This is a genomic window from Paenibacillus sp. NPDC058174, from assembly GCF_042883865.1.
Lineage (GTDB): Bacteria > Bacillota > Bacilli > Paenibacillales > Paenibacillaceae > Pristimantibacillus.
Window position 1 is genome coordinate 687778 of the sequence record NZ_JBHVUY010000002.1, and the last position, 26746, is coordinate 714523.

A 26746-nucleotide genomic window follows, 5' to 3' on the forward strand; every position below is an offset into this window, starting at 1 on the left:
GATTGCAGCCGAAAATGAACGCATTATAAAAGGGATCGCGTCGACCCTCTCCATTCCGCTCTCAAAGGTGAAATCGGCGGTGTCGCTGCTGGATGAAGGCAATACGATTCCGTTTATCGCCCGTTACCGGAAGGAAATGACCGGGGAGCTGGACGAGAATGAGCTGCGCTCGATAGAGGAGCGGCTGCAATATTCGCGTAATCTGGAGGAGCGCAAGCGTGAGGTCATCCGGCTTATTGACGAACAGGGTAAGCTGACAGAAGCGCTCCGGGCTTCAATCGAGTCTTCAGCGAAGCTTCAAGAGATTGAAGATTTGTACCGGCCTTACCGGCAGAAGCGGAAAACCCGCGCAAGCGTAGCCAAGGAACGCGGCCTGGAACCGCTTGCCGATTGGCTCTGGTCGCAGCCGAAGCAGGGCGAGCCGCTTGCTGAAGCCAAGCGTTATATAGACGCGGAGAAGGGCGTTGCAAGCGCGGAGGATGCGCTGCAAGGCGCGATGGATATACTGGCCGAGAATATTGCAGACGAGGCGGCAATCCGAGCCTGGGTACGCAAGCATACGTTCGATCAGGGCTTGATTCAAACGGCAGCGAAGAACAAAGACGCCGAGTCGGTCTACGAAATGTATTACAGCTACGAAGAACCGATTCGCAAGCTGCCTCCGCATCGCGTGCTGGCCATTAACCGGGGCGAGCGGGAAGATATATTGCGGGTGTCGTTTGCGATTCAGGCGGAACGGATCCATGATTACATCCAGCGGAAAATATTGCGCAACTATACGGCCGCTGCCGTACGCGAAGTGCTCGTTGCCGTTATTGAGGATGCTTACAAGCGTCTCATCGCGCCGTCGATTGAGCGTGAGGTGCGCGGCGAGCTGACTGAGAAGGCGGAAGAGCATGCGATTTCGATCTTCTCGGAAAACCTGCGCAACCTGCTGCTCCAGCCGCCTGTACGCGGCCATATCGTCCTTGGCGTCGATCCGGCATTCCGTACGGGCTGCAAGCTGGCGGTCATAGACGATACCGGAAAGCTTCTTGAGGTAGCGGTATCTTATCCGACACCGCCGAATAACAAGGTTAGAGAAGCCGAGCTGCTGATAAATGGATTAATTGACAAGTACAAAGTCGAATTGATTGTCATCGGCAACGGCACGGCTTCGCGTGAAACCGAGCAGTTTATCGCTTCTCTTATCGGCAAGCGGAAAGAAGCGGGACAAGCCGGCAGCGGAGATTTGAAATATATTATCGTCAGTGAAGCGGGTGCCAGCGTCTATTCGGCATCGAAGCTGGCTGCCGAGGAATTCCCGCAGCTGGATGTTGCGGAACGCAGCGCGGTATCGATTGCACGGCGTCTGCAGGACCCGCTGGCGGAGCTTGTGAAGATTGAGCCGAAAGCTATTGGCGTAGGGCAATACCAGCATGACGTAAGCCAGAAGCGGCTGGATGAGAGTCTTGGCGGCGTTGTAGAGTCAGCGGTTAACCATGTAGGTGTAGACGTCAATACGGCGTCGGCCTCGCTGCTTTCGTATGTAGCCGGCATCAATGCAACAATTGCCCGTAATATCGTGAAGTACCGGGAGGAAAACGGACGGTTTGCGAAGCGCGGCCAACTGCAGAAGGTGCCGCGGCTTGGTGCGAAGTCGTACGAGCAGTGCATCGGCTTTCTGCGCATACCGGAAGCAGCGAATCCGCTCGACCAGACACCGATTCACCCAGAGTCTTACGACGTCGTAGACAAGCTGTTTGCCGAGCTTGGCGTTAAGCCGAAGCAGATCGGTACAGATGAGCTGAAGGAGAAGCTTGCGGCTGTTCAGCCGGATGCTGTTGCCTCGGCGCTTGGCGTCGGCGTTCCGACGCTCAAGGACATTATCGACAGCTTGCTCCGACCGGGACGTGATCCGCGGGAGGAGCTGCCTGCGCCGATTTTCCATACCGATGTGCTGAACATTGAAGATTTGACGCCGGGGATGGAACTGCACGGCACGGTTCGCAACGTTATCGATTTCGGCGCTTTTATCGACATCGGCATTAAAAATGACGGACTCGTCCACATTTCGCAAATGAGCGACAAGTTTATCAAGCATCCGATGGATGTCGTTTCTGTCGGCGACACGGTTACTGTTTGGGTGCTGAACGTCGATTTGAAAAAAGGCCGTGTTGGCTTGACGATGCGCAAGCAGGGCTAAAATAGGAATCAACTGGGCTTGCCTGTCAAAAGGCAGGCCCTTTATAATGAGTATAGAACCTCTAATATCCTATAAGGGAAGGAGAGGATGCATGTATGCAACCGGATAACAAGACGGATAAGACAGGCAAATGCGTCGTATCGCCCACTCATAAATGGTTCGGACTGTCGCTGCAGGCGATGGTTGTCTTATCGCATAAGCAGCAGCAGGCTTGCTCAAGCAATGAACTAGCAGGATATTTGAAGTCGGAGGCCACCATGCTGCGGCGTGTACTAGCGAAGCTGGCCCGTGAAGGACTGCTGGAGACGAGAGAGGGACGTGACGGCGGCTATCGCTTAAACCGTTCGCCTGAGGCGATTACGTTGGCTGACGTCTATCTCGCGCTCAAGGTCGGGGAACCGCTGTGCAGCGGGATGCTGGATACAACAGGCGTACACGAGTTTGGGCAAGAAATGAAACAAGCCTTTGTTGAAATTACCGATGAAGTGGAGCGTAAAACGGTTGAAACGCTGCAGCAGACGACCCTTTTGCAGCTCGCGGACCGCGTATGCGCGCTGAAGCACTTGAACAAGGAAGAAACGGCAAGTACGGTGCTGGGAGTATAGTTATTTTTACCCGATTGACAGAAGAGAAATGGCGATTTATACTGAGCATAATTCATCACAGTTACTTCGGTTTTAACTGTGTGAAATCGTACACAGTAAGAAATGCATTTTTTTGCGTTAAACTGAGCAATATGAAGCACAGATAAAATTTATTGGAGGGATTCCATAATGACTACTCAAACAGAAGCACAAGTACAAACCTTTTTAGAAGTGCTGGAAGGCCGGCATTCCGTTCGCCACTACGATCCGGAATTCAAAATCGCCAAAGAAGAAATTGAAGAGATTTTGAAGCTGGCAACGAAATCGCCGTCTTCCTCGAACACGCAATCGTGGCGTTTCCTCGTCGTAACGGATCAGGAGCTGAAGAAGCAGCTGCTGCCAATCGCCAACAACCAGCAGCAAATTGTTGACTCCTCGGCTGTTATTGTCCTGCTCGGCGATTTGGAACTGTATAAGCATGTGGAAAAGATCAATAACCTGGCTGTTGAAGCCGGTTATATGACAGAGGAATTTGCGAAGCAATTTACGGAAAACTCGGTTAAGCTGTATACATCGATTCCGAAGGAGCGTTTGCACGAAGTAGCGGTATTCGACGCGGGTCTTGTCGCGATGCAAATTATGCTCGTTGCCAAATCGAAAGGCTATGATACGGTTCCTATGGGCGGTTATGACCGTCAGAAGCTGAAGGAGTTCTTCAACATTCCGGACCGCTACGCGCCAACGATTCTGATTCCGATCGGCAAAGCGGCGACTGAGGGCCGTTTGACTTCGCGTCTGCCTATCGAAGATATCACGTTCTGGAACAAAATCTAAGTTCGGCATATAGGCATATCCGGCAAAAACCCGCTAGCCAAAATTCGGCTGCGGGTTTTTATTTGTGTATCAAGCTGTAAGTATCATAAATCGCTATTAATGAAGCGTAGTCAGCTCAGAGCTGTCTTCTTCACCTTTAGGACTTTGTCTGTTGCGGTAGAAATACCAGCATTCATTCAACAGCTTGATCTGTCTGCGGTCCTTTTTCAGAAAGGCGCGCATCATTTGGTTGCACAGCCATTGCGGCATACGGATCGTCCTCCTCCCGGCCTAACATGATGTATTACTACCATATGGAGGAGGGCGGGTATCCGTGCAGGTCCTAGATCATCTCATCTTCATACCACTGCTCAAGCTGTGCTTGAAGCGCCCGAATCTCGGTAAGCAGGGCGATCAGCGGGTAGGCGGATTCTTTCACGCTGGCGAAGTCGCTCTCGAGCTGGTTAATGTAGTCCAGACCGGAAATAATCGCAAGCTCGGCGTCGTGAAGCTCGACGTTGTCGCATTCGGCTACAGCATAAGGCAGCTGCGGAACGCGGTCAGCCGTCAGTTTATCGATCTCTTTATGAAGGCGCAGGTTTAGCGCGCTTAATTGATAAGCGTGAGTTTCCGGCATTTCGACGAAAAACAGGTTTTCTTGGTCCTTCATGATTACATAGCGCATAGTTGGCATCTGAAAATAAGCTCCCCTCGGTTCGATCCATGACGCGTATTCGCGCGGCAAATCGCCGATCGATATAATTGCTACTTGAAGTGTAGCGTATGAACGCTTTAAAATTCAAGTAGTGGAGGAGAATACGATGACATTATTAATGAATGATCAAACGCTGCAGCTCTGGGTAGAGCGAGTGTCGCTGGAAAGCTTCGGCCGGCCCTTCAAGCATAAGGCAACGTTCAACCGCAGGCTGAAGGCGACGGGCGGACGTTATTTTACGAAATCACATAATATAGAAATCAGTCCGCATCAGCTCGAAAACTTCGGGCAGGAAGAAACGGAAAAAATAATTAAGCATGAGCTGTGCCATTATCATCTTCATATTATGAAGAGAGGCTATCAGCATCGTGATCAGGACTTCAAGCAGCTGCTGGCACATGTAGGAGGTTCCCGCTATTGCAAGTCGCTTCCTGAGCGGGCGGAGCGCAAGCCTGCGCCGTTTCGGTACAAGCTGGTATGCGGCAATTGCGGCATGGAATACCCGCGCCGGAGAAGGCTAAATCCAGCCCGATATGCCTGCGGAAAATGTCGCGGAAAATTATTTTTAAAAACGCTTGACCTCATGGAGAAGCCGTGATATATTATTACTTGTCGCCGCTGAGTTACACGGCAGACACACGAAATAAATAATTAGCACATATTCCCTGATAGCTCAGTTGGTAGAGCACTCGACTGTTAATCGAGTTGTCACAGGTTCGAGTCCTGTTCGGGGAGCCATGGAGAGATACCCAAGTGGCTCAAGGGGACCCTCTGCTAAGGGGTTAGACTGCGTAAGTGGTGCGAGGGTTCGAATCCCTCTCTCTCCGCCATATTTTTTCTAAGTTATTGTGACGGAAAGGCCGTTCAACAGCTGGTCTTTTTTTTACGCCTCAAATAAGCATGAGATGAATCAAACCAATAAATGGATTGAAGAAATCGAAAAAAAAGCTTGTACTGAAGCGGAAAAGATGTTACAATAAAAAACGTCGTCTGAACGACAGTAATTGAATTAAGGCCCGTTGGTCAAGGGGTTAAGACACCTCCCTTTCACGGAGGTAACAGGGGTTCGAATCCCCTACGGGTCACCATTTCCTCAATGTAAGTGAAGCAGCTCTCAAGAGTTCGTTTTACAATCATGAGAGCCATTAGCTCAGTTGGTAGAGCACCTGACTTTTAATCAGGGTGTCGAAGGTTCGAGTCCTTCATGGCTCACCATTTTCTTTAAAAGGTTTTCCCCTATACGTGCGGTAGTGGTGGAATGGCAGACACGCTATCTTGAGGGGGTAGTGGGCGTACGCCCGTGGAGGTTCGAGTCCTCTCTACCGCACCATAACCTAACAATTAAACCCTTGCGACGCAAGGGTTTTTCTTATGTTTATTGAAATTTTCGTTGGCAATTCACGCGGATATCTAGTATCGGATTTGATCAGACTGCTGGAAAGACAGCTAGAAAGCAAGTAGATCAGAGTACTGAACTAATTATACCTTGCTGAGCAAGCTGCCCAATGCCGCCACACCGGCTATGATTACCACAATAACGGCCGCGAGACCGATGACGACAACCTTTGATCTTTTCATAGGACCTCCTAGAGCTGAGAATAAATTCTATTATACTACGGATAAAGATGCAGTTGTTAACGAAGCAGGTTCGCTGTATAGCGAACCTGTTTTCGTTGCAGCGGGCATAGTGGATGCCCTTAACTTAATTTAGCGAAGCCATTTTCGCTTTCCGTGAACATAGGTTCTCGAATAGCGAAATTCACTTCGCTGTAGAGTGAAGGTGACCCCCAACCCGGCCGTGCAGCGAAAAAGGGTTCGCTAAATAACGAACCAGCTTCGCTATATGTAGTTGTCCAGCAGGGAGGATGCATATCATGCATACCAATGGCTGATCAGGCTTGAAGCAAGCAGATTCGTACCTGTCCCCGGCCCCGGCCCCAGCCCTGTTTCCAGCGTCAGCTCTGGCCTCAGCCCCGGCCCTGTTTCCAGGGTCAGCCCTGAGTCAGCTCTAGCCCCAGCCCCAACGTCGGCCCAGCCCATCCGGTATTCACACACCATTACGCTCATTACGCACGCATTAAAAAAAGGAAGGGCGCTTATCCAGGCGCCCTTCCTTTTTCGTCCCATTAGGAACTTGTTAAAGTAAGCTTCATAACGATCCACACCATCGTAATGACAATGGCGACGCTGGATACGACGGACAGCCATTTGAAAAACCAATACGATTTAGTGTTTTTATGCTTTATGCGATCCACGCTCCTCTCGCTTCCGGGGTGAGGCGTATTGACTCGACACGTATGCGGACAACGCCCGCTGGGGTCTCGACGGTTACGACATCGCCAGGCTCAGTCAGCAGCAGTGGGTAGCCGACAGGCGACAGAAACGAGATGCGATTATATTCTGCGTTTGCTTTATTGGGAAAATCGATCGTAAATGATTCCGTTTGCTCCGATTGTTCCGATATATAAGAAATCGTAATTTGGCTGCCGATGAGGACAACGTTGTTTAACACTTCCTCATTGTCTTCGGCAGACTCGAGCAGTTTTTCCACCGCCCTCGTATAGTTGGACAGGTAGCTGTTCATCTCATTTCTTTTTTTGCCGTAAACGGGAAAATAGCTATCGAGAAACTTTTTCTTTTCTTCGCCTAATACGACGAGCTGACGGACGAGCCGAGACTTCAAGCCGGACTCCGGAATACTAAGGTTCATAGTAGATTTCACCCCCGGTCCGAACATGATTGTGCTGTACGGGTTTGCTTGCTGTTGTTGTTGCCATAGCAGTCACTCTGATCTCCTCCTAATAGTAATAAAGACCCCTTGGTTAAGAGGTCTTGATGCTACTCTAACATAGATTGCCCATAAGAGCCAGTGGAAGCGCTTTATTGCCTGTACAGAAAAAGTTGCACGGTTGAAACTGAACCGTCACAATAGAGGAAAAGGAGGAGATCAAGATGGATTTGTTGACCTATATGGAAACGGACGGCCTTCGTCTAGGCGTTCGTACAGCTTCAGGAGTGTTGGATGTAAAGGCGGCCGCGGGGAAAATAACGGCAAGCCTTAATGCAGCAGTGCCAGCTACACTGCAGGAGCTGCTTGACGGGGGAGATGCGGCACTGGCTTCTTTGCAGTCCCTCGTTAATCAGGCTGAGGGAGACCGCTTATTATTTAAAGAAGAGCCGGACTTAACCCTGGGGCCATGCGTACCGAATCCGGGAAAAATCATATGCATCGGCCTGAATTACCGTAAGCATGCGGAGGAGACAAATTTGCCGCTTCCGGCCTATCCGATTCTGTTCAATAAATTCGCCAATGCATTGGCGGCACATGGAGAGGACGTTCCTCTGCCCCGCAGCAGCGATAAGATCGATTATGAAGCGGAACTTGCCATTGTCATCGGCAAGACGGCCAAATATGTAAGCAAGGAAGAAGCGCTGGATTATGTATTCGGCTATTGTGCTGCCAATGATTTGTCGGCCCGGGATTTGCAAAGCCGGACAAGCCAGTGGCTAGCCGGCAAGTCTTGCGATAAATTTGCGCCGCTTGGCCCGTATCTCGTCACGAAAGACGAGATTGGGAATCCGAATGATCTGGCCATCAGCTGCAAAGTGAACGGCGAGCTGCGCCAAAACTCCAACACCTCGGACATGATTTATAATTGCGAAGAAATCATCAGCTACATTTCCCAGTGCATGACGCTTGAGCCGGGGGATGTTATTTTGACAGGAACGCCAGAAGGGGTTGTGCAGGGCTTTCCGCCTGAGAAGCAGGTGTACTTGAAGCATGGAGACGTCGTGACAATCGAGATCCAGCGTCTTGGCGCCTTGACGAACCGGATGGTTACGGAGTAATACCATATCGCATCAGCGATTTATGAGCGGTTTCGTACATACGCTTGCGCAGATAGTCGCCTTCCGTGACGAGAATTCGTTTGCCGAGAAACCGGATACGGGATAGCACAAAATCGCTCTCATCCCTTAAGTAAACGAGCGTAATCCAGTACGTATCGGCAGATTCCTCATAGCTTACCTCTTTATCGAAGCAGGAGAACGCGTATAAAATGCGGGACAGCTCCCGGTTGAAATGAGGCATGATTTGGATGACCGCCTGCTGCTGCTTTGAGGCATAGTAGACGGTCATCTTTTTTTCTGCCGCTTCAGCCTGCTGGGCTGGAATAGGGGCTTCCGCCGCCTCTGCAATGTTCTGCAGCTTCGTTGTCATTATGGAACGATTGCGCAAATGGAACCAGAGCAAATACCACTCTCGTTTGACCATAGAATATTCGAGCTTATACGGATAACCGTGCTGGCGCTCGCGGACGGTGCCGTCTTTGATCGCATAAGTCAGATGAAGGCCAAGCTTGCGTGTTAACGCTTCGCGAAGCGGCCGCAGCAGCGGATGGTAAAGCTGGCCCGTCTGACTGGCGGCTTTTTCTAAAATTTCTTCTGCGTCCCGTGCACTCTCGTGCTTGTGCTCTTCCTCACCTGCAAGAGCTCGAAGCTTGACGAGTGTAGACGGTGAAAAAGCATGCTCAGCCTCCGACCGTCGCAGCATGTCTGACAGCCATTCACGTTCTTGCGCCGTAACCGCGATCGCCCCGGCTTCCTCTAGACGCGCTATCATTTGGTAGTTATAGATTTTCTCGAACAGGCTCATAGCCGGCGGCCAGCTCCTTCCATTCCTCGATGAACTCCTTCCTTAATGAGCGGGGTTCCAGTACCTCGCAGCTGGAGCCGAAGCTCCGCAGCCAAGGCTTAATCTCCATCGTGCCGTTAACGGCAATCTCATAGATGAAAGTCTGCTCGCTTTCCTCTGTAATCGTTCCCCATTGTCCCTGCAGCCGTACCCGATCCCGTACGAAATTCGCGGCGGAGCCTTCCGGATTGTAAAATCTCGCTTTTACCGTCACTGTTCTGCCTGTGTCGACGAGCCAGCTAAAGCGTATTTTCTGCTGCAAAGCTTGCAGCTTCTGTTCAAATTCAGCTTCCTCTACGGCAGTACTCTCTTGCAGCTGTGTTAATCCTTCCATCCGGTAAATCGCTATCCCTTGACGGCTATTATGACAAAGCATATACCAGCGCCCGTATTGATGATCGTAGGCGACACGCAGCGGCAATACGGTATGCTGCCGTCCTTCCGATTCGCGCTCGAACAGCGGATTCGTATTTTTGGAGCCGTAGCTTTGCTGGGCTTTTGGCGTGAAATAGAGGAAGGTGACTCTTTTCCGCTCGCGAATCGCTTTCAGAATCGGATAGAGATGTGCTTCGTCCAAGATGCGTGAAGGGTAATGGTATTTATAGAGAAAGGAGCTTTCCGGGACCGCGCGCTGCTTCATCGTTTTTTTCAAGCTGTCCCGTAGCAGATAGCCTTGTACGGATGGAATTTGCGTATTCGCCATGACGTCGATAAAGGCATATAAATCGTTCAGCTCCTCATCCGACAGCTCCGTTATAAATCGATTGTCAGCGGTATAGCGATGGGGGCGTGAGCCCTGCTCCTTATGGATAACTCCGGTTTCCTCCAAATATTTGAGGTCGGTGCGGACCGTTTTCTCATCGGGCATTGCCATATCCTCAGACATGCCGTCGCAGCATTGCTGAAGCACTTCGGCTGCCGTTAAAGATTTTCCCTGCAATGCAATGATGATCTGCGACAGCCGTATGCTTTCGGATTCCTTGACCGATTTGGAGCGGAACAGAAACAGCAGAACCGGATCGGCGGATTCATAGTACCCGGTGCGAAGCAGCTCGGCCAAGGGGAGGTTTTGCTCCTCTTTCGCCTGCTGTCCTGCCGTCTCCGCAATTTCCTTCAAGCGGCGCATCGTTTTATCGAAGGTATGTACGGAAATGCCGAGCCGGTCGGCGAACTGCTGCCGGCTGTAAGCCCCGCTCGTTAAAGCAAGCATGCGCAGAAACTGGATCTCTTTATCAAAGCTTTCCCTTGCCAATCTGCCGTTCCCTCCCATTCCATCATTACACTCTATTGTAGCAAGAGTAGCGGGGCCAGAGTGATTTTTTATGAAAAAAGGCAGAGTCGTCATACTTTTGCCATGTTCTGCATGGCGCTTAGGCGCAATAATAGGGAAAGCGAGAGAGGAGCTGGCCCGGACCCGGGCAGGGATTTCATTCCGCAGGAATAATCCCGCAGTGCCGGCGCGGTATCCGCGCAAGGCATGCTGTTCAGGAGCAAAGCATTCTCGCTGAGGGGTTCGAATCCCCGCTCGCAATTTAAGCGATTCATTGGTGATGAATATTGAGCATTTTCCAACAAAATCAGCGATTGGCAGCGCTGCTCAGCAGGCTTAGAGAGCTGCACCGAAGCCCGGCTATGCAACCCGCGGATACCGAATGGCTGCTGCGACAACCAGCTGCTGTTCCGAGCTGCCATACTGGCAAGCCCAAAGAAAGCAAGGCTTGGACGTATGGCGGCAAAGAGCGGCCGTATTGACACGAACGCCATTCTTAAGCCGGATTCCGCCAGGGAAGCGGGAGCAGCGCGGCCAATCGCAACAACCGAAATTAACTTTATTGCGACAGCAATAAATGAGGAGGATATACATATGAACAAATGGACAATTCAAAACGATCAAAGAGGGCTGTTGTTCAAGAAGGGCAGCTACGTTCGTCTGCTTGCGCCGGGGAGCTACAAGTTTCTGCCATGGTCCGGCTATTCTGTTGAAGTACTGGAGCTTGCAAGACCTTTCGAGGTGCCGGGCAAGGAGCTGGAGCTGTTTCTTCATGACAGCCGTCTGCTTGAGGAATTGGTTATCGTCGATGTGCAGGATGATGAATATGTGCTGCATAACGAGGACGGACATTGCAGAAGCATACTGATGAGCTCCGGCAAGCATGCCTTCTGGAGGGGTCTGAAGCAGCATACCTTCGTCCATTTCGATATCAGGCAGCCGGAGCTTCCGGCTAAGCTGAGTGCAGCCGTTCTGAAGAAGCTCTCCGGACTCTATCATACGCATGAGGTTGCAGACCGGGAGATAGGCTACCTGTTCTATGACAATGTTTTGCAGCGGGAGCTGGGTCCGGGCAAGTACCGCTTCTGGAAGGGGCCGGTTTCAACTGCAGTTCAAACCATAGATACTCGCCGCCAGCAGCTAGATCTGACTGGTCAAGAAATGATGACGGAGGATAAAGTGACGCTGCGGCTTAACTTCGTCTGTCAGTATAAGATCGTAAATCCGCTCAAAGCGCTGGAAATCAAGGGGTTCGAGGACCAGCTCTACATTCAGCTTCAGCTTGTTTTACGGGAATATGCCGGGACGCTTAAGCTCGATGAGCTGCTGCGCACAAAGCAGGAGATCGGGACGTTCGTGCTGGAGAGGCTGAAGCAGAAGAGCGAGGAGTATGGCGTGGAGTTCTGCTCCGCGGGAGTTAAGGATATCATTTTGCCTGGCGAGGTTCGGGACATCATGAATACCGTACTGCTCGCTGAGAAGAAAGCGCAGGCCAACCTGATCACTCGCCGTGAAGAGACGGCATCTACCCGAAGCTTGCTTAATACGGCGAAGCTGATGGATGAGAATGCGACGCTGTTCCGGTTGAAGGAGCTTGAGTTTTTGGAAAAAATAAGTGACAACGTCGGCAGCGTCTCGCTTACGGGCGGCGGCAATCTGCTGGAACAGTTGAATCAGCTGCTGGCAGGCGGCAGACAGGCCAAGTCTATCGAATAAGTTCGGGGAAAGGGGGAGACTTGACGATGACAAAAGATTACACACGTTTAATTCAGAATGAACTGGCGCGGATAGAAGGCGAGGAAGGCGTCCGGATCGTATACGCCTGCGAATCGGGCAGCAGAGCTTGGGGCTTTCCTTCACGGGACAGCGACTATGATGTCCGCTTCATCTATATTCGTCCGGTCGAATGGTATTTGTCCATTACGGAAAAGCGGGATGTGATCGAGCGGCCGATCAGCGACATGCTTGATATTACCGGCTGGGATTTGCGCAAAGCGCTCCGGCTGTTCCGCAAATCGAACCCGCCGCTGCTGGAGTGGCTGCAATCGCCTGCGGTCTATCAAGAAACTGGTTCTGCGACGGAGGCGCTGCGCAGCTTGTCGCCGCTTACCTTTTCCCCAAGATCATGCTTGTACCATTATTTAAATATGGCGAGAGGCAATTATCGCGATTATCTGCAAGGAGACCGGGTTCGGTTGAAAAAGTATTTTTATGTGCTACGCCCGATATTAGCTTGCGAATGGATCGAGAAGCGCAATGAAATGCCGCCGATTGCATTCGAGGAGCTGATGCGGGAGCTTTTGCCTCCAGACAGTGAGGTTGGTATGGAAGTGAGCGGACTGTTGGAGCGAAAACGCGCAGGGGAAGAATTGGACAGCGGCCTGCCATTGCAAGCGATAAATGATTATTTGGAGGAACGGATTCGTTATTTCGGGCAAACGGCTTCAGATATGCCGGCTGTTCAAGAGGAAACTGAGCAACAGCTGGACATTCTCTTCCGCCAATTGTTGACCGAAGCGTGGCAACCGGATTGAAACGGACTGTAAATAAAAGGATTGACAGCCATTCAAACAATCGTTACACTAATCACATATATCCGCTAGGATTAATTGGTTATCGAAATAATCACACAAACGATCATTGCGAAGCAGTTCGCCAGAACACTGGAGACTGATTGGATTCCGTATGGAAATCCGTCAGTCTCCTTTTTATTTTCAAAAAGAAAAGGATGGGTGGAGACATGGGAGAGCAGGGGAAAAGAGAATGGAAATTCGATACGCTGCAGGTACACGGAGGACAGACGGCAGATCCGGCAACTGGCGCGCGGGCGGTGCCGATCTATCAAAGCACCTCCTTCGTCTTCAAGAGTACTGACCATGCACAGGCGGTCATCAACTTCGATGAAGCCGGCAATACGTATTCCCGCATCGGCAATCCGACTAATGAAGTGCTGGAGCAGCGGATTGCAGCGCTGGAAGGAGGCGTTGGCGCATTAGCGGTCGCTTCGGGCTCGGCAGCCGTTACCTTTTCAATTATTAACATTGCCGAAGCGGGAGATGAGGTGGTGTCCGCCTCTACGCTTTATGGCGGAACCTATAATCTGTTTGACGTCACGCTCCCCAAGCTCGGCATTCATACGACGTTCGTCAATCCCGACGACCCGGAAAATTTCCGTAATGCGATCACGGACAAGACGAAGGCGCTGTTCATCGAGTCAATTGGCAATCCTGGCTTGAACATCCCTGATATTCAAGCGATTGCCGACATCGCTCATGAGCACGGCATTCCGCTTATAGTTGACAATACGTTCGGCACGCCGTACTTGATCCGGCCATTCGATTACGGTGCTGATATCGTCGTTCACTCCGCAACGAAGTATATTGGCGGTCACGGTACGACGATCGGCGGACTTATCGTCGATGGCGGCCGCTTCGACTGGGAGAACGACAAGTTCCCCGGCTTTACGAATCCCGACAGAAGCTATAACGGCTTGAGGTATGTTGAGAAATTCGGAGAGCTGGCCTATATCACGAAGGTTCGCATTCAATATTTGCGCGATATCGGCGCATCGTTAAGTCCGTTTAACGCCTTCCTGCTGCTGCAGGGGCTAGAAACGCTCTCCTTGCGGGTCGAAAAGCATATCAGCAATACGAAGCAGATTGTCGATTATTTAAACGGTCATGCCGAAGTCGCTTGGGTCAATTATCCCGGACAGCCGGACAGTCCGTATTACGCGCTGTCGCAGCGGTATTATCCGAAGGGGCCGGGATCGATTTTCACATTCGGGTTAAAGGGCGGCTATGAGGCGGCCAACGTATTCATCAATCACTTGCAGCTGTTCTCTCATCTTGCGAACGTGGCTGACGCCAAGTCGCTCGTTATCCATCCCGCTAGTACAACGCATGCACAGCTGTCGCCTGAAGTGCTGCTTCAGACGGGCGTTGGCCCCGACTTGATCCGCTTGTCGATCGGAATCGAAGATGCTGAAGATTTGATCGATGATCTGGAGCAGGCGATACAAGCGGTTGTGCAGTCCGGTGCTGCAGGCAGCGTTGCAAATTCAGCGGGCGCAGCAGGTTAAAGGAGGCGGGAATGAAAGAATGCCGGAACTCGCACAATGGCTGGAAATAGAGCAAGAGCTTGATGTCCCGGTAACGATGCGGGACGGAGTCAAGCTGCTGGCGGATATCTACCGCCCGCAGGAAGGAGGGCCTTACCCGGTTCTCCTCATGCGGACGCCTTATAACAAATCGGATGCGCAGACGATGAACTATGCGCATCCCTCGTGGTATGCAAGGCATGGCTATATCGTCGTCATTCAGGATACCCGGGGCCGATGGCGCTCAGAAGGAGAGTTCCGGCCCTATGAGCATGAAGCGGATGACGGCTATGACACCGTTGAATGGGCGGCCTCCCTTCCGAATGCTTTGCCGAAGGTCGGCATGTACGGCTTTTCCTATGTCGGAGCCGTTCAATGGCTGGCGGCGGTCAACCGTCCGCCCCATCTGACCTGCATCGTTCCCGGCATGATCGGCTCCGATGCCTATCAGGGCAAAGCTTACCGGAACGGAGCTTTTGCGCTGGCGCTGTCGCAATCCTGGGTGTTGTTCGCTGCGCAGGACACGGCGCTAAGGCGCAACCGGCTGGATTGGGCAGCGGAGCTTGGCGCGCATTATGCAGGAATACATAGCGTCTACCGCAAGCTGCCGTTAACCGCTTTGCCAGACGCCGTGAAGGAGACGGCACCTTATTATTTCGAATGGTTTGACCATCCGACCCGTGATGCCTATTGGACAAAGCTATCGCTTCAGGAGCAATACGAACGGGTTCAAGTTCCGGCGCTCCATATCGGGGGCTGGTATGACATTTTCGTCGACGGTACGATCGATAATTTCAACGGCGTCCGGCAGCATGGCGGTACGGCTGTTGCGAGAGGCCATCAATATTTGCTGATTGAGCCATGGTTCCATATGCCTTGGTCGCGATATGCCGGCGAGCTGGATTTCGGAGAGGAAGCGTCCAACCGGATTGACGTGCTGCAGCTCGAATGGTTCGACTATTGGCTGAAAGGAACGCGCAGCAATCGTTTCGAGCAGCAGCCGGCGGTTCAATATTTCGAGATGGGCAGCAATCGCTGGCGGACTTCGGAGAGCTGGCCGGTTCCCGGAACGAAAGCGACGCCTTACTATTTGCGCAGCTCGGTACGCGCCAACTCTATTAACGGGGACGGTTTGCTAAGCTTGACAGCGCCTGCCGCTGAGCCGCCGGACGTCTATGTGTACCACCCGTCGATTGCGGTGCCGGCTTTGGGAGGGCGGTCAGGCGCTGTTCCCGATTTGACCCCAATGGGGCCGAAAAACCAGCTGCCGGTCGAAATCCGCAACGATGTGCTCGTGTATACGTCGGCAAAGCTGGATCGGGAGCTGATTGTGGCCGGGGAAGTTACGATCGAGCTGTACGCAGCGACCAGCGCAGAGGATACCGACTTTGTCGCCAAGCTCGTTGACGTCTATCCCGACGGCAGAGCCTACAATATCGCGGAAGGCATTATTCGTGCGAGCTATCGCTATGGCTTAGACAGGCGGGAGGCAGTGCCGCCGGGAGAAGTCGTTGCGTATTCCTTCTCGCTTGGTCCTACAGCCTACGCTTTTAAGCCCGGGCATGCTATTCGTCTGGATGTGACCAGCTCCTTGTTCCCCACCTTTGACCGTAATCCCAATAAACTGGTCAACCCCGGCCAGGCGACCGAGGCGGATTTCGTGACGGCGACACAAACGATCTACCACGATAAGGCGCGTCCGTCCAGAGTATGGCTGCCTGTCGTCCAGCGGTAGCAAGTGACGAGGCAGCAACAAGTAAGAGCAGCAGGAGGCAGACATGCAGAAAACGTTTATTTGGTTCGACTTAGGCTACACGCTCGTCTATCAGAATCGCGAGCTGCTCTATCAGCGGTTTCTATTGGAAGAAGGAATTAATAGATCTCTGGAAGAGATTGAAGCAGCCTATCATTTAACCGACAAGCTGTTCATGCGTCAATATCCGGGAGCGCTGGGCAGGGGACTGCATACATTTTACCCCTGGTACATTGGCGTATTGAATTACACGTTACAAGTTCAGTTCGATCTTCATACGCAAGCTGCAAGGCTGCATGAGCTGCAGAGGGAGGAAGGCGGCCAGACATGGCGGGCGTTTCCATTCGTCCGGGACGTGTTCGATGCTTTAAAGGATCAGGGGTATGGCATCGGCCTGATCAGCAATTGGGATGCGGGCTGCAAAAATGTACTGTCAGCCAACGGGCTGATTGATTATTTCGATGAACTCATCGTCTCCGCCGAGGTTGAGCTGGAGAAGCCGGATGAACGTATTTTTACACTTGCCATGGAGAGGGCAGGTATCGGTCCGGAGCAAAGCGTCTACGTCGGTGACAATTATTATGACGATGTGGTGGGCAGTGCAAAGGCCGGAATGGACTGTTATTTAATTAACCGGTTCGGGAGACTGGGAGTCGAGGAGCTGCAATATGACCGGCTGATTTCGTCCATTCAGGAGCTTCCTGTGCTGCTGCAGCAGCAGAGAGGAAACCGGATTGCACGGCGTACTATCGCAAACCTCCATTTCGAAGCTTAATTTAAAACCTATCATTGAAGGGGATAGAAACATGTTAAACAATAAACGTCATTATTTATGGATATCGGTCATTTTATTGCTTGCGCTCGTAACAGCCGCTTGCGGCAGCAGCAACAGCGGCAGCGGCGATAAGAATAACGTCAGCGGAAAGGAGACGGCTGCTCCAAGCGCAACTGCCGAGACGAAACAAGAGGAGAACAAGACAGAGGGCGGCAAAGTCGAGGGCGGCAGCGTCGTCGTATCGATTCCGCAGGATTTGGACTATCTGGACCCCCATCTGGCGGTAGCGGCGGGCACGCAGGAAGTGTTGTTCAACGTGTTCGAAGGGCTGCTCAAGCCGAATGAAAAGGGCGAGCTGTACCCGGCAATCGCAGAATCATACGAAGTGTCGCCGGACGGGCGTGTTTACACGTTCAAGCTGCGCTCCGGCGTGAAATTCCATAACGGCAATGCAGTGACAGCGGAGGATGTGAAGTTCTCATATGACCGTCTGGCTGGAACGGCAACAGGCAAGCCGCTGTCTCCTGCATTCAACAGCGTGGAGTCCATTGAAGCGCCTGATGCCTCTACCGTCATTATTAAGTTGAAGGAAAACAACACCTCGTTTCTGACTTCTCTTACGGCAGCCGTAATTCCTAACGGCTATGAGGACAGCAACAAAAACCCGATCGGCACGGGACCGTTCAAGTTCAAGGAGTACTTGCCGGGCCAACGGATTAGCGTTGAGAAATTCGCAGATTACTACGTGAAAGGTGTTCCTGTGCTCGACAAGGTTGAATTCCGTATCATAACTGATCCGGAAGCTTCGCTGCTCGCATTGAAATCCGGCGAGGTGGACATTTATCCGCGAATCGGAACGGAGAAGCTGGAGGAGCTCGGCGATGGATTCCAGGCGGTAAGCGCACCGCAAAATCTGGTACAGCTGGTGACCTTCAATATCGACCGGAAGCCGTTCAACGATATTAAAGTCCGTCAGGCGATCAATTATGCCGTTAATGTCGACGAGATTATTGCCGGGGTAGCGCTGGGCAAAGGCACGAAGCTCGGTTCCAATCTCAGTCCTGTACTGGCGAAGTATTATCAGGAGGGACTTGAAGATACGTATGCGACGGACATCGAGAAGGCGAAGAGCCTGCTTGCCGAAGCGGGACTTAAGGATGGATTTGAGACGACGCTATCCGTTCCTTCGAACTATCAGTTCCACGTCGACACCGCCCAAGTTATTGCACAGCAGCTGGGGAAAATCGGCGTTAAGGTAAAAATCGAACCGGTCGAATGGGCCGTGTGGCTGGAACGCATTTATAAAGGAAGAGATTATGAGCTGACCATCATCGGCTTGGACGGCAAGCTTGACCCTTATCAGATTTTGAATAAATATTTATCCGATTCGCCGAACAACTTCTTCAATTATAAAAGCACGGAGTACGACAACACGCTGCAGTCGGCAGTTGCCGAAGTGGATGATGCCAAGCGCGTAGCGCTGTACAAAAAAGCGCAAACGATACTCGCCCAGGATGCGGCAGCTGTATACATTATGGACCCGAATTTGAATGTCGCGATTAACAAGAAGCTGGCTGGCTATAAGCAATATCCGCTATATGTACAGGATTTGTCGACCGTTTACTTTACGAACTAACGGGAAGGGAAGCTAAGGATGAATTACTATGTGCGGCGGCTTCTAACGCTTCTGTTGACGGTGTTTTTTGTCGTGACGCTAACCTTTGCAGCTTTTCGGATCATACCGGGCAATCCGGCGCTTACCATACTGGGCACGGAAGCCTCCGATGAGCAAATTGCACTGCTGGAGGCGAAGCTTGGCATCGACCGGCCGCTGCCTGAGCAATTTGTTGCTTGGCTGAAGGGAGCGGTGGCGCTTGATTTCGGACAATCGCTCCGTTTCTCTGAACCCGTACTGAAGCTGATTCAGGACCGGTTTCCCGTCACGATCAGCTTGGCGGTGCTCGCTCTGGCGATTACCGTTGCAGTTGCCGTGCCGCTCGGCATTGCAGCGGCACGCTCGAAGGGCAAGGCGGCGGACATGATCATTTCAATCGGCACGCAGCTTGGCCTTGCGATTCCATCCTTTTGGATGGGGATTGCGCTTATTCTCGTGTTCGGCCTGGCGCTTCGCTGGTTTTCCGTCAGCACTTACGTGCCATGGTCGGAGAGTCCATATTTGGCCTTGAAGTCGCTGCTGCTGCCTGCCATAGCGCTTGCTGTACCCCAAATAGCCATTGTTGTCCGTTATTTGCGCACGGCGCTGCTGGAGCAATTGAATCTGGATTATGTAAGAACGGCGCGAAGCAAAGGGTTGAAGGATCATTCGGTGCTGTTCAGGCATGTGCTGCGCAACGCCTTGCTTCCCGTTATTACAGTCGTCGGAATCAACTTTGGAGAGCTGCTTGCCGGCAGTCTCGTCGTCGAGCAAGTGTTCACGCTGCCCGGGTTCGGCAGCCTGCTCATTACGGCAATCGGCAACCGCGACTATCCGCTGGTGCAGGGGATGGTTCTTCTCATCGCTTTTATCGTCGTGACGGTGAACTTTGTCGTCGATCTGTCATATCGGGTGCTTGATCCAAAAATCAGAATGAAATAGGGGCTATGCAATGAACAAAAAAGCGAGCTTCAGCCTGCTGCTCGGCATAGCTTTCGTCGCGCTGCTGCTGGCCGTTATGCTGATCAGTTTGTTTTATACGCCATATGACGCCAATGAAATGAGTCTTACCGAACGGCTGCAGGCGCCCAGCGCCAAACATTGGCTGGGCACCGACAATTTCGGCCGCGACGTGCTCAGCCGGGTTATGGTAGGGGCACAGACGGCGTTTTTGGTCGGCTTGCTGTCTGCTGGCATCGGGCTGGTGTTCGGCTTCATTATCGGAACGGCAGCCGGGTATACCGGCAAATGGCTGGATGAGCTGCTGATGCGCGGTATCGACGGGCTGTTAGCTTTTCCCGGCATTTTGCTGGCCCTGCTGCTTGTGTCTATCTTTAAGCCAAGCATGTCGCAAACGATATTGGCAATAGGCGTCTTATCGATTCCGTCGTTCGCCCGTGTCGTACGCAGCGGCGTGCTTCAGCAGAAGGAAGCGGAGTATGTGAAGGCAGCCAAGGGGCTGGGCGCAGGCCACTTGCATCTTATTTTCAAGCAAATACTACCGAATATCATCTCGTCGATACTGACGACGGCGGCGCTCAGCTTCTCGGCCGCTATTTTAATTGAAGCCGCGCTCAGCTATCTGGGCTTAGGCGTACAGCCTCCTGATCCAAGCTGGGGGCGCATGCTGAATGAAGCGCAAAGCTTTATCCGCAAAGCGCCGTGGTTTACGCTGGCGCCGGGCCTATTTATTATGCTGACGGTGCTTGGCTTTAATCTGTTAAGCGACGGTATTCGCGATTTAAGGGATACCCGGCAATGATCGTTAAAAGGGAGAGAGGTGAAGCTGTGAATTCGCTGCTCGACATTCGCGGTCTGCATCTGGAGCTGCAGCGTACGCGCAAGGAAAGCGTGGCTGTTCTGGACGGTGTATCGCTTTCGGTCGGAAAAGGAGAAACGGTTGGCATCGTTGGTGAATCCGGATGCGGCAAAAGCGTGCTGTCGTTGTCCATCCTTGGCCTGCAGCCGAATGCGATGCGCATTACCAGCGGTGAGATGTGGTATAAGGAGGAGCATCCGCTGCATGGGCTGAAGCCTCGTGATATAAGGCGTTACCGGGGAAGCGAGATCGCGATGGTGTTCCAGGATCCGATGAGCTCCCTCAACAATGGCTTGACGGTGGGCGCTCAAGTAACGGAGATGTTCCGGCTTCATGCCGGCTGCTCCCGCGCGGAAGCAAAAGAAAGGGCCGTTGCGCTATTTCGCAGAGTTGGCTTGGCCCGTCCCGAAGCGCTGCTGAAGGAATACCCTCATCAGCTGTCGGGCGGCATGCGGCAGCGGATTATGATTGCGATCGCAATCAGCTGCAATCCGGGCTTGCTCATAGCCGATGAACCGACGACAGCGCTGGATGTTACGATTCAAGCGCAAATTCTGGATCTGATGCGGCAGATTCGGGAAGAGAATGATACGGCTATTATGCTCATCTCTCATGATCTGGGTGTCATTGCAGATATGTGCGACCGTATCGCCGTCATGTATGCTGGACAGATTGTAGAAGAAGGACCGGTCGATACGATCTTCGAGGAGCCGCGGCATCCGTACACGATTGGCTTGCTGCAGTCGCTCCCTGCGCCGTCCAAGAAGCAGGAGAAGCTGTTTTCGATTCCCGGCACCGTGCCTGGGCTTGCGGAACGACAGAGCTTGGGATGCCGTTTCGCGCCCCGCTGCGGAATGGCTGTGAAGCATTGTTACACAGAGGCCCCGCCATTGTTCGGAGCATCGCCAGGCCATGCGGCAAGATGCTGGCTGCTGGCCGAAAGAGGAGGGCAAGCCGATGCTGTCGTCAGTTGAGCCGCCGATTATGGAATTAATCGATATTCGTAAGCAATACGGAAGCAGCGTTCTGCGCCGCAAGCATGCGGTCCGCGCCGTAGACGGCGTATCGCTGGCGATTAAGCCGGGGGAAACGCTGGGGCTTGTCGGGGAAAGCGGCTGCGGCAAATCGACGGTTGGTCAAATCGCCGCAAGACTGCTGGAGCCAAACGGCGGCAAGCTGCATTTTAAAGGCCGGACGCTAGCTGGGCGGCAGAAGGAAGCGAAGCGGCTTCGCCAGCAAATTCAATATGTATTCCAAGATCCGTATACTTCGCTGAATCCGAGCCATACGATCGGCAAGATACTGGAGCAGCCTCTCCTTATTAACCGTCTGGGAGACGGCAGCAAGGAAAGAAAACACCTTGTTACAGAGATGCTTCGCAAAATCGGCCTGGATGACTGGCATGCCGGCAGCTATCCGCATCAGCTCAGCGGCGGACAAAGACAGCGGGTCGGCATTGCCCGGGCGCTGATGCTGAATCCGGAGTTCATTGTGCTGGATGAGCCGGTATCTGCGCTTGACGTATCGGTGCAGGCGCAAATATTGAACTTGTTGAAAGAGCTGCAGCAGGAATTGTCATTGACTTATTTGTTCATCTCGCATGATCTTAATGTCGTTCATTATATGAGCGATCGGGTAGCGGTCATGTATTTGGGTCAAATCGTTGAGCTGGCGGACGTTCAGCAATTGTATGAGCGTCCCCTGCATCCTTATGCGCAAGCGCTTGTATCGGCGATTCCAGCGGAGAACAGACAGGCTAAGCGAGAGCGTATTGTCCTGCATGGCGAGCTTCCTGCCGCTGCTGAGCGGCTGAGCGGCTGTTCATTCCGAACGAGATGTCTTCATGCACATGAGCGCTGCGTTTCCGAGCAGCCGAATCTGGCCGAGGTGGAGCCGGGCCACTGGGTCCGCTGCCATTTGCATTCCCTTGCTTGAATCGCTGGAGCCAACAAGGCTGAGATTCCCGTTTTATAGCGGAATCTCAGCCTTGTTTTCCTCTTTTGTACAAGCGGTGTATAATGGGGAACGAATAGCCAGATCGGTATAGAAAAGGAGTCGATGGGATGTCCCGGGAAATTCGCTCGAATGAGCTCACGGCGCTGAAGGAAATTGCAGAAATGCTCAATACGTCGAATGAGATGGATCTCATCCTTAATGATGTGCTCGTGAAGCTGCTGGATGTAACCGGCTTTTCGACGGGCTGGATTTTTTTGCTTGATGATGACACGCCCGGCAACGAGTGCGCGGCGTCGCATAATTTGCCGGAGGCGCTGACCGTCGGCAACTATGCGCTTATGTGCGGTGAGGACTGCTGGTGTGTAGAGCGCTACCGCGAACGCCAGCTGCATCAAGCCGTCAACATTATTGAATGCCGGCGGATTAATTATGCCGTCGCCCATCAAATAGGAAGCACAGAGGGCATTTCACATCATGCGACAGTGCCGCTGACGGCAGGCAAAGACCGGTTCGGCTTGCTGAATGTAGCCCAAGCAGGCAAGGATCATTTCAATGAAGAGGAGCTTGCGCTGCTGCAAGCGGTCGCGTTCCAGATCGGAACGGCGATCAAGCGGATACGCTTATATCAGGCGCAGGAGAAAAATGCGATGCTGTACGCCAAGCTTGGCGACGTCATCCAGGCGTTGAATGCGATTCAGAATGGCGATCAGCTGCCGCTTCAGGCTGTTAAGCTAATAGGAGAGGCATTCAATTGGCCGCATGTCTCCTTCTTTATATATGAAAGAGGATTGTCGCTGCGCGCCCATTATACGAATGGACGGACGAACAAGGACTGGCGCTCGCTGGAGCTTCATGAGGCGGGGCCGGTCAGCACTGCCTTTCACGAAAATAGTCTTGTGATTGAATCAAACGGTACATTGGAATCCTGTCATTCGCTGGCGGCCATTGGCATTCCGCCTTATGTTTCAGCGGCAGCTATTCCGCTGCGGATTCGGAACCGGACGATTGGGGTGCTGTTTGTCAGCAGTCCAAGCAGCCAGCAATTTGATGAGCTTCATGAGGACTTCATGTATTCGCTTGGCGATCATTTCACTTTGAGTATGGAAAACCTGAGGGTTTATGAGCAAAGGCGCGAGCTTGCCCGTATGGAGGAGAGGAACCGGATGGCGCGGGATTTGCATGATTCGGTCATCCAGAAAGTATTTTCTCTCTCTTTTCTCGCGAAAGGTGCGGAGACGGTGCTGTCCGGCTCTGGCGGAGCGCCTGTCGTGAAGGAATCTCTGCAGGAGATTCAGCAATTGGCTCAAGAGGCGCTGAAGGAGATGCGAGGCCTGATCTGGCAGCTTCATCCTCCCGGCCTTGAGAACGGTCTGCTTCCTGCCTTGAAGCAATACGGGCAAGGAATGAACCTTGACGTATATGCTCAGGTGGACGGGGTGAAGGAGCTGCCCCGCGCTGTCGAGGAAGCATTATGGCGAATTGGTCAAGAGGCGCTTAATAATGTAAGAAAGCATGCCGGAACCACTGAAGCCTATGTTCGTCTTGTGAAGACGGATTTGATGGCGAGTCTGGAAATTATGGACAAAGGCCGCGGATTTTCGATGGAACGCAAAAAGCCGGACTTGACGATGGGCATGATGTCGATGAGGGAACGTGCGGAATCGCTTAATGGCCAATTAACGATCAACAGCGGCAAGGGAAAACCGACAATTGTGCGAGCGGAAATTCCGATTACGGCAGCGGAAGAAATATGCAGCGAGAATGAGGGCTTAGTGTGAAAATAAAAATACTTCTGGTCGACGACCATCAAATTGTGCTGAAAGGCATCTCCTTTTTTCTAAGCATGCAGCCTGATTTTGAATTGGTTGGCGAGGCGCAGAACGGCAAGGAAGCAGTGGAAAAAGCAGGAGAGCTGCAGCCGGATATCGTATTGATGGACCTGAACATGCCGGTTATGGATGGCATCGAAGCTAGCGCGCAAATTGCGGAGCAGCATCCTCATATTAAAGTGCTCGTATTGACGAGCTTCTCCGACCGCGGCCACATCCTGCCTGCACTCCAGACGGGAGCTATCGGCTATATGCTGAAGGATGTGGAGCCCGAGCAGCTGGCGGAGGCGATCCGCAGCGCTTATATGGGTAATATTCAGCTGCATCCCGATATATCGGCTGCACTGCTCCATCAATTGCAGCCGCAGCCCGCGCAGCATCCGAACAGTGGCGGAGCCCCTGTTATGCCGATGCCGCCTACAGGAGCGGAGGCGATTGAATCGTTAACGCCGCGGGAGCAGGAAGTGCTGCAGCTGCTCACGAAAGGGCTGAGCAACAAAGAAATTGCGCAAACGCTGGTCGTCGCCGAGAAAACGGTGAAAACGCATGTGAGCAATATATTAAGCAAATTGCGATTGTCCGACCGGACGCAGGCGGCGCTTTATGCCGTACATGCCCTTCATCCGCAAGAGTGAACAGCTTGCCCGCACCGGTCTTACGTCTATAGTCTTACGACTGGTCCTCCGTCTTCGGAGGGCTTTTTTATGCGATATTTCCGCCTAATTGCCGATGTGCGGCTGCTATTTTCGTACTAAACTACAGGTAGTTACAAAAAGTTAGTGCAACTATCGCTAACTACAATAATTGCTTGATGCAATTAAAATTAAAATCACATTATGTGGAGGGAATTACTATCATGAGTACTGTACTGTTCGTCAAAGCAAACGATCGTGACATCGAGCAAGCGGTTAGCGTTAAATTGTATCACGCATTTTTGGATAGCTACAAAAAGAGCCATCCTGAAGATACAGTAATCGAGCTTGACCTGTTCCAGCAAGAGCTTCCTTACATGAATGCCGACATGATCAACGGCAACTTCAAAGCAGCTCGCGGTTATGACCTGACGCCTGCTGAGCAAGCGCAAGTTGAAGTGGCTGGCAAATATATCGATCAATTTCTGGCGGCAGACAAAGTCGTATTCGGCTTCCCGCTCTGGAACCTGACGATCCCTGCAGTACTGCACACTTATATCGACTACATCTACCAAGCAGGCAAAACGTTCAAATATACCGAGCAAGGTCCAGTAGGCCTTATTCCGGACAAGAAAGTCGCATTGCTTAACGCACGCGGCGGTATCTATTCCGAGGGTCCAGCCGCTGCTGCGGAAATGTCCCACAACTACGTAAAAAATATCATGAGCTTCTTCGGCGTAACGCAATTTACTGACGTTATCGCAGAAGGTCATAACCAACTGCCGGCTCAAGCGGCTGAAATTGTAGCTAACGGTGTTGCTGCTGCTGAGAAAGCTGCAGTAAGCTTCTAATTGGCTGTTCACGAACGGATAATAGCGAGGGGACAAGCGGGTGTCTTTAGACATCCTGCTTGTCCTTTTTCCTCTTTGGAGGAATGGAGATGATCAGTGGAGCTCGGAGACGAGGCTGATGAAATGGCGCCCTGCCTGGGACAGGTAATGATCCTTGAGCCAAATGAGGCCGGACGTGGAGACATGCGGTGATACTTCGATCTCAAAAGCATGGATGCGGGGCGTGTGGTGCAGCTTAAGAACGGTAGCGGGCACAATCGACGAAGCGAAGCCGGTGGAGACGAATTCCATCAGCAGGGCGATATCGGAGCATTCGCCGAGCAGGCGCGGCGTAATTTTGACACTGGCGAACTGTTCAACGATGCGATGGTAAATGCCCAGTCCCTCCGTGCTTGGCAGCATGAGCGGATAAGGCTCGATCGTCTGGTAGTTTACCGGTTTGCCCTCCAGCCCGCTTGGATCGGAGGTGACGAAGTAAAACGGCTCACCTTGCAGATGCAGTACAGAGAACTCGCTCAGCTCCAGCGGCAGCCGGACGATAGCCAGTTCGATTTCTCTGGACCGGACGAGTCTGCACAGCTGGGAAGATTCATTTTGCTGAATTTTGTATGTAATGTTGGGAAACTGCTGTTTATAGCGGAGCATCAGCTCGGGAAGCCGGGCATCCGACAGCGTATTAATTCCAATCGTCAGCTTGCCCCGGACGCCTTGTCCCGTTTCTTGCACTTCCTTCTGGCATTCTTCCATTTCCTTCGTGATCTTAAGTGCTTGCCGGTACAGCGTTTTGCCGGCGTCGGTCAGCTCGATTGTCTTGCCGATACGATGAATGAGCTGTACGCCAAGCTCGTTTTCCATTTTTTTGAGCTGCTGGCTTAGCGGAGGCTGTGCCATATGCAGCTTTTTGGCAGCGGCGGTAATGCCGCCCTCTTCTGTAATCGCAATGAAATAACGCAGCTGGCGAAGATCAAGTCCCATTTTACCCGGCCTCCAATTGGTGTGAATCCATATGTTAAAAGTATTGTACTTCAATTTTAATAATATTTTTCATATTGGTATGCCTATGGTAGCATGGTTGCAGCATAAAAACAAAAGGAGCGCTGCACCAGTATGAGGCATCT

The 26746-nt window shown here is 52.2% G+C and carries 25 protein-coding genes, 5 tRNA genes and 2 pseudogenes; 24 read left to right on the forward strand and 8 right to left on the reverse strand.

Annotated features, from left to right (window positions below):
• Position 1 precedes the first annotated feature (1 nt).
• From ACFVVF_RS14545 to ACFVVF_RS14555, 3 genes are all read left to right on the forward strand, one after another.
• Positions 2–2185 carry a Tex family protein gene (locus tag ACFVVF_RS14545; RefSeq protein ID WP_387811498.1) on the forward strand — a complete coding sequence of 728 codons (2184 nt, stop codon included), beginning with the start codon at positions 2–4 and terminating at the stop codon, positions 2183–2185.
• Between the two features lie 95 nt (positions 2186–2280).
• Positions 2281–2790 (forward strand): RrF2 family transcriptional regulator, encoded by a 510-nt coding sequence (locus ACFVVF_RS14550; RefSeq protein WP_387810569.1) that lies wholly within the window; start codon positions 2281–2283, stop codon positions 2788–2790.
• A 168-nt stretch (positions 2791–2958) separates the two neighbouring features.
• Positions 2959–3603, forward strand: coding sequence for a nitroreductase family protein (locus ACFVVF_RS14555; RefSeq protein ID WP_387810572.1), 645 nt, complete (start codon positions 2959–2961; stop codon positions 3601–3603).
• A gap of 96 nt (positions 3604–3699) precedes the next feature.
• Here the strand turns inward: ACFVVF_RS14555 and cmpA are convergent, their stop codons facing one another.
• Both cmpA and ACFVVF_RS14565 read right to left on the reverse strand, forming a co-directional pair.
• On the reverse strand, positions 3700–3852 hold the full coding sequence (gene cmpA, locus ACFVVF_RS14560) for a cortex morphogenetic protein CmpA (protein WP_155985907.1): 153 nt from the start codon (positions 3850–3852) through the stop codon (positions 3700–3702).
• A 73-nt stretch (positions 3853–3925) separates the two neighbouring features.
• The gene (locus ACFVVF_RS14565; RefSeq protein ID WP_387810576.1) at positions 3926–4276 is read right to left on the reverse strand and encodes a hydrolase/acyltransferase; all 351 of its coding nucleotides are present in this window, start codon (positions 4274–4276) and stop codon (positions 3926–3928) included.
• A gap of 139 nt (positions 4277–4415) precedes the next feature.
• Here ACFVVF_RS14565 and ACFVVF_RS14570 point away from each other — a divergent pair, with 139 nt between their 5' ends.
• The 6 genes from ACFVVF_RS14570 (at position 4416) to ACFVVF_RS14595 (ending at position 5627) form a co-directional block, all read left to right on the forward strand.
• On the forward strand, positions 4416–4895 hold the full coding sequence (locus tag ACFVVF_RS14570) for a SprT family protein (protein ID WP_387811501.1): 480 nt from the start codon (positions 4416–4418) through the stop codon (positions 4893–4895).
• Positions 4896–4959: 64 nt separating this feature from the next.
• Positions 4960–5035: transfer RNA gene (locus tag ACFVVF_RS14575), tRNA-Asn, on the forward strand.
• A 1-nt stretch (position 5036) separates the two neighbouring features.
• Positions 5037–5127, forward strand: a tRNA-Ser gene (locus ACFVVF_RS14580).
• Between the two features lie 183 nt (positions 5128–5310).
• Positions 5311–5385 (forward strand) — tRNA-Glu (locus ACFVVF_RS14585).
• 51 nt (positions 5386–5436) lie between these two features.
• Positions 5437–5512, forward strand: a tRNA-Lys gene (locus ACFVVF_RS14590).
• A 29-nt stretch (positions 5513–5541) separates the two neighbouring features.
• Positions 5542–5627, forward strand: a tRNA-Leu gene (locus ACFVVF_RS14595).
• Between the two features lie 542 nt (positions 5628–6169).
• Here ACFVVF_RS14595 and ACFVVF_RS14600 read toward each other — a convergent pair.
• From ACFVVF_RS14600 to ACFVVF_RS14610, 3 genes are read right to left on the reverse strand one after another with little or no spacing between them, the layout of a single operon-like run.
• Complete coding sequence (locus ACFVVF_RS14600) at positions 6170–6364, reverse strand: hypothetical protein (protein ID WP_387810579.1); 195 nt, start codon at positions 6362–6364, stop codon at positions 6170–6172.
• Between the two features lie 59 nt (positions 6365–6423).
• Entirely contained in the window at positions 6424–6552 is a 129-nt protein-coding gene (locus tag ACFVVF_RS14605; RefSeq protein WP_387810581.1) for a hypothetical protein, read from the reverse strand.
• Positions 6540–7007: a GreA/GreB family elongation factor gene (locus ACFVVF_RS14610; protein ID WP_387810583.1), complete on the reverse strand. Its 468-nt coding sequence runs from the start codon at positions 7005–7007 to the stop codon at positions 6540–6542. The genes ACFVVF_RS14605 and ACFVVF_RS14610 overlap by 13 nt, the downstream gene beginning before the upstream one ends.
• Before the next feature lie 242 nt (positions 7008–7249).
• Between ACFVVF_RS14610 and ACFVVF_RS14615 the strand changes: the two genes are divergently transcribed.
• Positions 7250–8146, forward strand: a complete 897-nt coding sequence (locus tag ACFVVF_RS14615; RefSeq protein ID WP_387810586.1) for a fumarylacetoacetate hydrolase family protein — start codon at positions 7250–7252, stop codon at positions 8144–8146.
• Here the strand turns inward: ACFVVF_RS14615 and ACFVVF_RS14620 are convergent.
• Both ACFVVF_RS14620 and ACFVVF_RS14625 read right to left on the reverse strand, forming a co-directional pair.
• Positions 8136–8951 carry a WYL domain-containing protein gene (locus ACFVVF_RS14620; protein ID WP_387810588.1) on the reverse strand — a complete coding sequence of 272 codons (816 nt, stop codon included), beginning with the start codon at positions 8949–8951 and terminating at the stop codon, positions 8136–8138. The genes ACFVVF_RS14615 and ACFVVF_RS14620 overlap by 11 nt on opposite strands.
• Complete coding sequence (locus ACFVVF_RS14625) at positions 8926–10242, reverse strand: helix-turn-helix transcriptional regulator (RefSeq protein ID WP_387810590.1); 1317 nt, start codon at positions 10240–10242, stop codon at positions 8926–8928. Before ACFVVF_RS14625 ends, ACFVVF_RS14620 begins: the two co-directional genes overlap by 26 nt.
• Positions 10243–10854: 612 nt before the next feature.
• Here ACFVVF_RS14625 and ACFVVF_RS14630 point away from each other — a divergent pair.
• The 14 genes and pseudogenes from ACFVVF_RS14630 (at position 10855) to ACFVVF_RS14695 (ending at position 25628) form a co-directional block, all read left to right on the forward strand.
• The gene (locus ACFVVF_RS14630; protein ID WP_387810593.1) at positions 10855–11976 is read left to right on the forward strand and encodes a slipin family protein; all 1122 of its coding nucleotides are present in this window, start codon (positions 10855–10857) and stop codon (positions 11974–11976) included.
• Positions 11977–12002: 26 nt separating this feature from the next.
• A complete protein-coding gene (locus ACFVVF_RS14635) occupies positions 12003–12794 on the forward strand; it encodes a nucleotidyltransferase domain-containing protein (RefSeq protein ID WP_387810595.1) in 792 nt (263 codons plus the stop codon).
• 206 nt (positions 12795–13000) lie between these two features.
• Positions 13001–14341 (forward strand): O-acetylhomoserine aminocarboxypropyltransferase/cysteine synthase family protein, encoded by a 1341-nt coding sequence (locus ACFVVF_RS14640; protein WP_387810598.1) that lies wholly within the window; start codon positions 13001–13003, stop codon positions 14339–14341.
• Positions 14259–16094, forward strand: coding sequence for a CocE/NonD family hydrolase (locus ACFVVF_RS14645; RefSeq protein ID WP_387810600.1), 1836 nt, complete (start codon positions 14259–14261; stop codon positions 16092–16094). The genes ACFVVF_RS14640 and ACFVVF_RS14645 overlap by 83 nt, the downstream gene beginning before the upstream one ends.
• A 43-nt stretch (positions 16095–16137) precedes the next feature.
• On the forward strand, positions 16138–16887 hold the full coding sequence (locus ACFVVF_RS14650; RefSeq protein WP_387810602.1) for an HAD family hydrolase: 750 nt from the start codon (positions 16138–16140) through the stop codon (positions 16885–16887).
• Positions 16888–16918: 31 nt separating this feature from the next.
• A complete protein-coding gene (locus tag ACFVVF_RS14655; RefSeq protein ID WP_387810605.1) occupies positions 16919–18523 on the forward strand; it encodes an ABC transporter substrate-binding protein in 1605 nt (534 codons plus the stop codon).
• Positions 18524–18541: 18 nt separating this feature from the next.
• Positions 18542–19483, forward strand: a complete 942-nt coding sequence (locus tag ACFVVF_RS14660; RefSeq protein WP_387810608.1) for an ABC transporter permease — start codon at positions 18542–18544, stop codon at positions 19481–19483.
• A 10-nt stretch (positions 19484–19493) separates the two neighbouring features.
• Positions 19494–20303 carry an ABC transporter permease gene (locus ACFVVF_RS14665; RefSeq protein WP_387810611.1) on the forward strand — a complete coding sequence of 270 codons (810 nt, stop codon included), beginning with the start codon at positions 19494–19496 and terminating at the stop codon, positions 20301–20303.
• A 26-nt stretch (positions 20304–20329) separates the two neighbouring features.
• Positions 20330–21334: an ABC transporter ATP-binding protein gene (locus tag ACFVVF_RS14670; protein WP_387810613.1), complete on the forward strand. Its 1005-nt coding sequence runs from the start codon at positions 20330–20332 to the stop codon at positions 21332–21334.
• Entirely contained in the window at positions 21318–22295 is a 978-nt protein-coding gene (locus ACFVVF_RS14675; protein ID WP_387810616.1) for an ABC transporter ATP-binding protein, read from the forward strand. The genes ACFVVF_RS14670 and ACFVVF_RS14675 overlap by 17 nt, the downstream gene beginning before the upstream one ends.
• A 128-nt stretch (positions 22296–22423) precedes the next feature.
• On the forward strand, positions 22424–24094 hold the full coding sequence (locus ACFVVF_RS14680) for a GAF domain-containing sensor histidine kinase (RefSeq protein ID WP_387810619.1): 1671 nt from the start codon (positions 22424–22426) through the stop codon (positions 24092–24094).
• Positions 24091–24514, forward strand: a pseudogene (locus tag ACFVVF_RS14685) (response regulator); the annotation flags it as partial. The gene ACFVVF_RS14680 and the pseudogene ACFVVF_RS14685, both read left to right, overlap by 4 nt.
• 68 nt (positions 24515–24582) lie before the next feature.
• Positions 24583–24780: pseudogene (locus tag ACFVVF_RS14690) on the forward strand (response regulator transcription factor); the annotation flags it as partial.
• Positions 24781–25001: 221 nt separating this feature from the next.
• Positions 25002–25628 carry an FMN-dependent NADH-azoreductase gene (locus ACFVVF_RS14695; protein ID WP_387810622.1) on the forward strand — a complete coding sequence of 209 codons (627 nt, stop codon included), beginning with the start codon at positions 25002–25004 and terminating at the stop codon, positions 25626–25628.
• 93 nt (positions 25629–25721) lie between these two features.
• Here ACFVVF_RS14695 and ACFVVF_RS14700 read toward each other — a convergent pair whose 3' ends face one another.
• A complete protein-coding gene (locus tag ACFVVF_RS14700; protein ID WP_387810625.1) occupies positions 25722–26603 on the reverse strand; it encodes a LysR family transcriptional regulator in 882 nt (293 codons plus the stop codon).
• Positions 26604–26746 lie beyond the last annotated feature (143 nt).

What these genes read in the sequence shown, in the direction of transcription:
- ACFVVF_RS14665 (WP_387810611.1), top strand. Translation starts at nt 19,494, where the DNA reads ATGAACAAAAAAGCGAGCTTCAGCCTGCTGCTCGGCATAGCTTTCGTC.
- ACFVVF_RS14650 (WP_387810602.1), top strand. Translation starts at nt 16,138, where the DNA reads ATGCAGAAAACGTTTATTTGGTTCGACTTAGGCTACACGCTCGTCTAT.
- ACFVVF_RS14660 (WP_387810608.1), top strand. Translation starts at nt 18,542, where the DNA reads ATGAATTACTATGTGCGGCGGCTTCTAACGCTTCTGTTGACGGTGTTT.
- ACFVVF_RS14570 (WP_387811501.1), top strand. Translation starts at nt 4,416, where the DNA reads ATGAATGATCAAACGCTGCAGCTCTGGGTAGAGCGAGTGTCGCTGGAA.
- ACFVVF_RS14655 (WP_387810605.1), top strand. Translation starts at nt 16,919, where the DNA reads ATGTTAAACAATAAACGTCATTATTTATGGATATCGGTCATTTTATTG.
- ACFVVF_RS14700 (WP_387810625.1), bottom strand. Translation starts at nt 26,603, where the DNA reads ATGGGACTTGATCTTCGCCAGCTGCGTTATTTCATTGCGATTACAGAA.
- ACFVVF_RS14630 (WP_387810593.1), top strand. Translation starts at nt 10,855, where the DNA reads ATGAACAAATGGACAATTCAAAACGATCAAAGAGGGCTGTTGTTCAAG.
- ACFVVF_RS14600 (WP_387810579.1), bottom strand. Translation starts at nt 6,364, where the DNA reads ATGAGCGTAATGGTGTGTGAATACCGGATGGGCTGGGCCGACGTTGGG.
- ACFVVF_RS14610 (WP_387810583.1), bottom strand. Translation starts at nt 7,007, where the DNA reads ATGAACCTTAGTATTCCGGAGTCCGGCTTGAAGTCTCGGCTCGTCCGT.
- ACFVVF_RS14615 (WP_387810586.1), top strand. Translation starts at nt 7,250, where the DNA reads ATGGATTTGTTGACCTATATGGAAACGGACGGCCTTCGTCTAGGCGTT.
- ACFVVF_RS14555 (WP_387810572.1), top strand. Translation starts at nt 2,959, where the DNA reads ATGACTACTCAAACAGAAGCACAAGTACAAACCTTTTTAGAAGTGCTG.
- ACFVVF_RS14675 (WP_387810616.1), top strand. Translation starts at nt 21,318, where the DNA reads ATGCTGTCGTCAGTTGAGCCGCCGATTATGGAATTAATCGATATTCGT.
- ACFVVF_RS14645 (WP_387810600.1), top strand. Translation starts at nt 14,259, where the DNA reads ATGATCTGGAGCAGGCGATACAAGCGGTTGTGCAGTCCGGTGCTGCAG.
- cmpA (WP_155985907.1), bottom strand. Translation starts at nt 3,852, where the DNA reads ATGCCGCAATGGCTGTGCAACCAAATGATGCGCGCCTTTCTGAAAAAG.
- ACFVVF_RS14695 (WP_387810622.1), top strand. Translation starts at nt 25,002, where the DNA reads ATGAGTACTGTACTGTTCGTCAAAGCAAACGATCGTGACATCGAGCAA.
- ACFVVF_RS14680 (WP_387810619.1), top strand. Translation starts at nt 22,424, where the DNA reads ATGTCCCGGGAAATTCGCTCGAATGAGCTCACGGCGCTGAAGGAAATT.
- ACFVVF_RS14640 (WP_387810598.1), top strand. Translation starts at nt 13,001, where the DNA reads ATGGGAGAGCAGGGGAAAAGAGAATGGAAATTCGATACGCTGCAGGTA.
- ACFVVF_RS14635 (WP_387810595.1), top strand. Translation starts at nt 12,003, where the DNA reads ATGACAAAAGATTACACACGTTTAATTCAGAATGAACTGGCGCGGATA.
- ACFVVF_RS14550 (WP_387810569.1), top strand. Translation starts at nt 2,281, where the DNA reads ATGCAACCGGATAACAAGACGGATAAGACAGGCAAATGCGTCGTATCG.
- ACFVVF_RS14620 (WP_387810588.1), bottom strand. Translation starts at nt 8,951, where the DNA reads ATGAGCCTGTTCGAGAAAATCTATAACTACCAAATGATAGCGCGTCTA.
- ACFVVF_RS14565 (WP_387810576.1), bottom strand. Translation starts at nt 4,276, where the DNA reads ATGCCAACTATGCGCTATGTAATCATGAAGGACCAAGAAAACCTGTTT.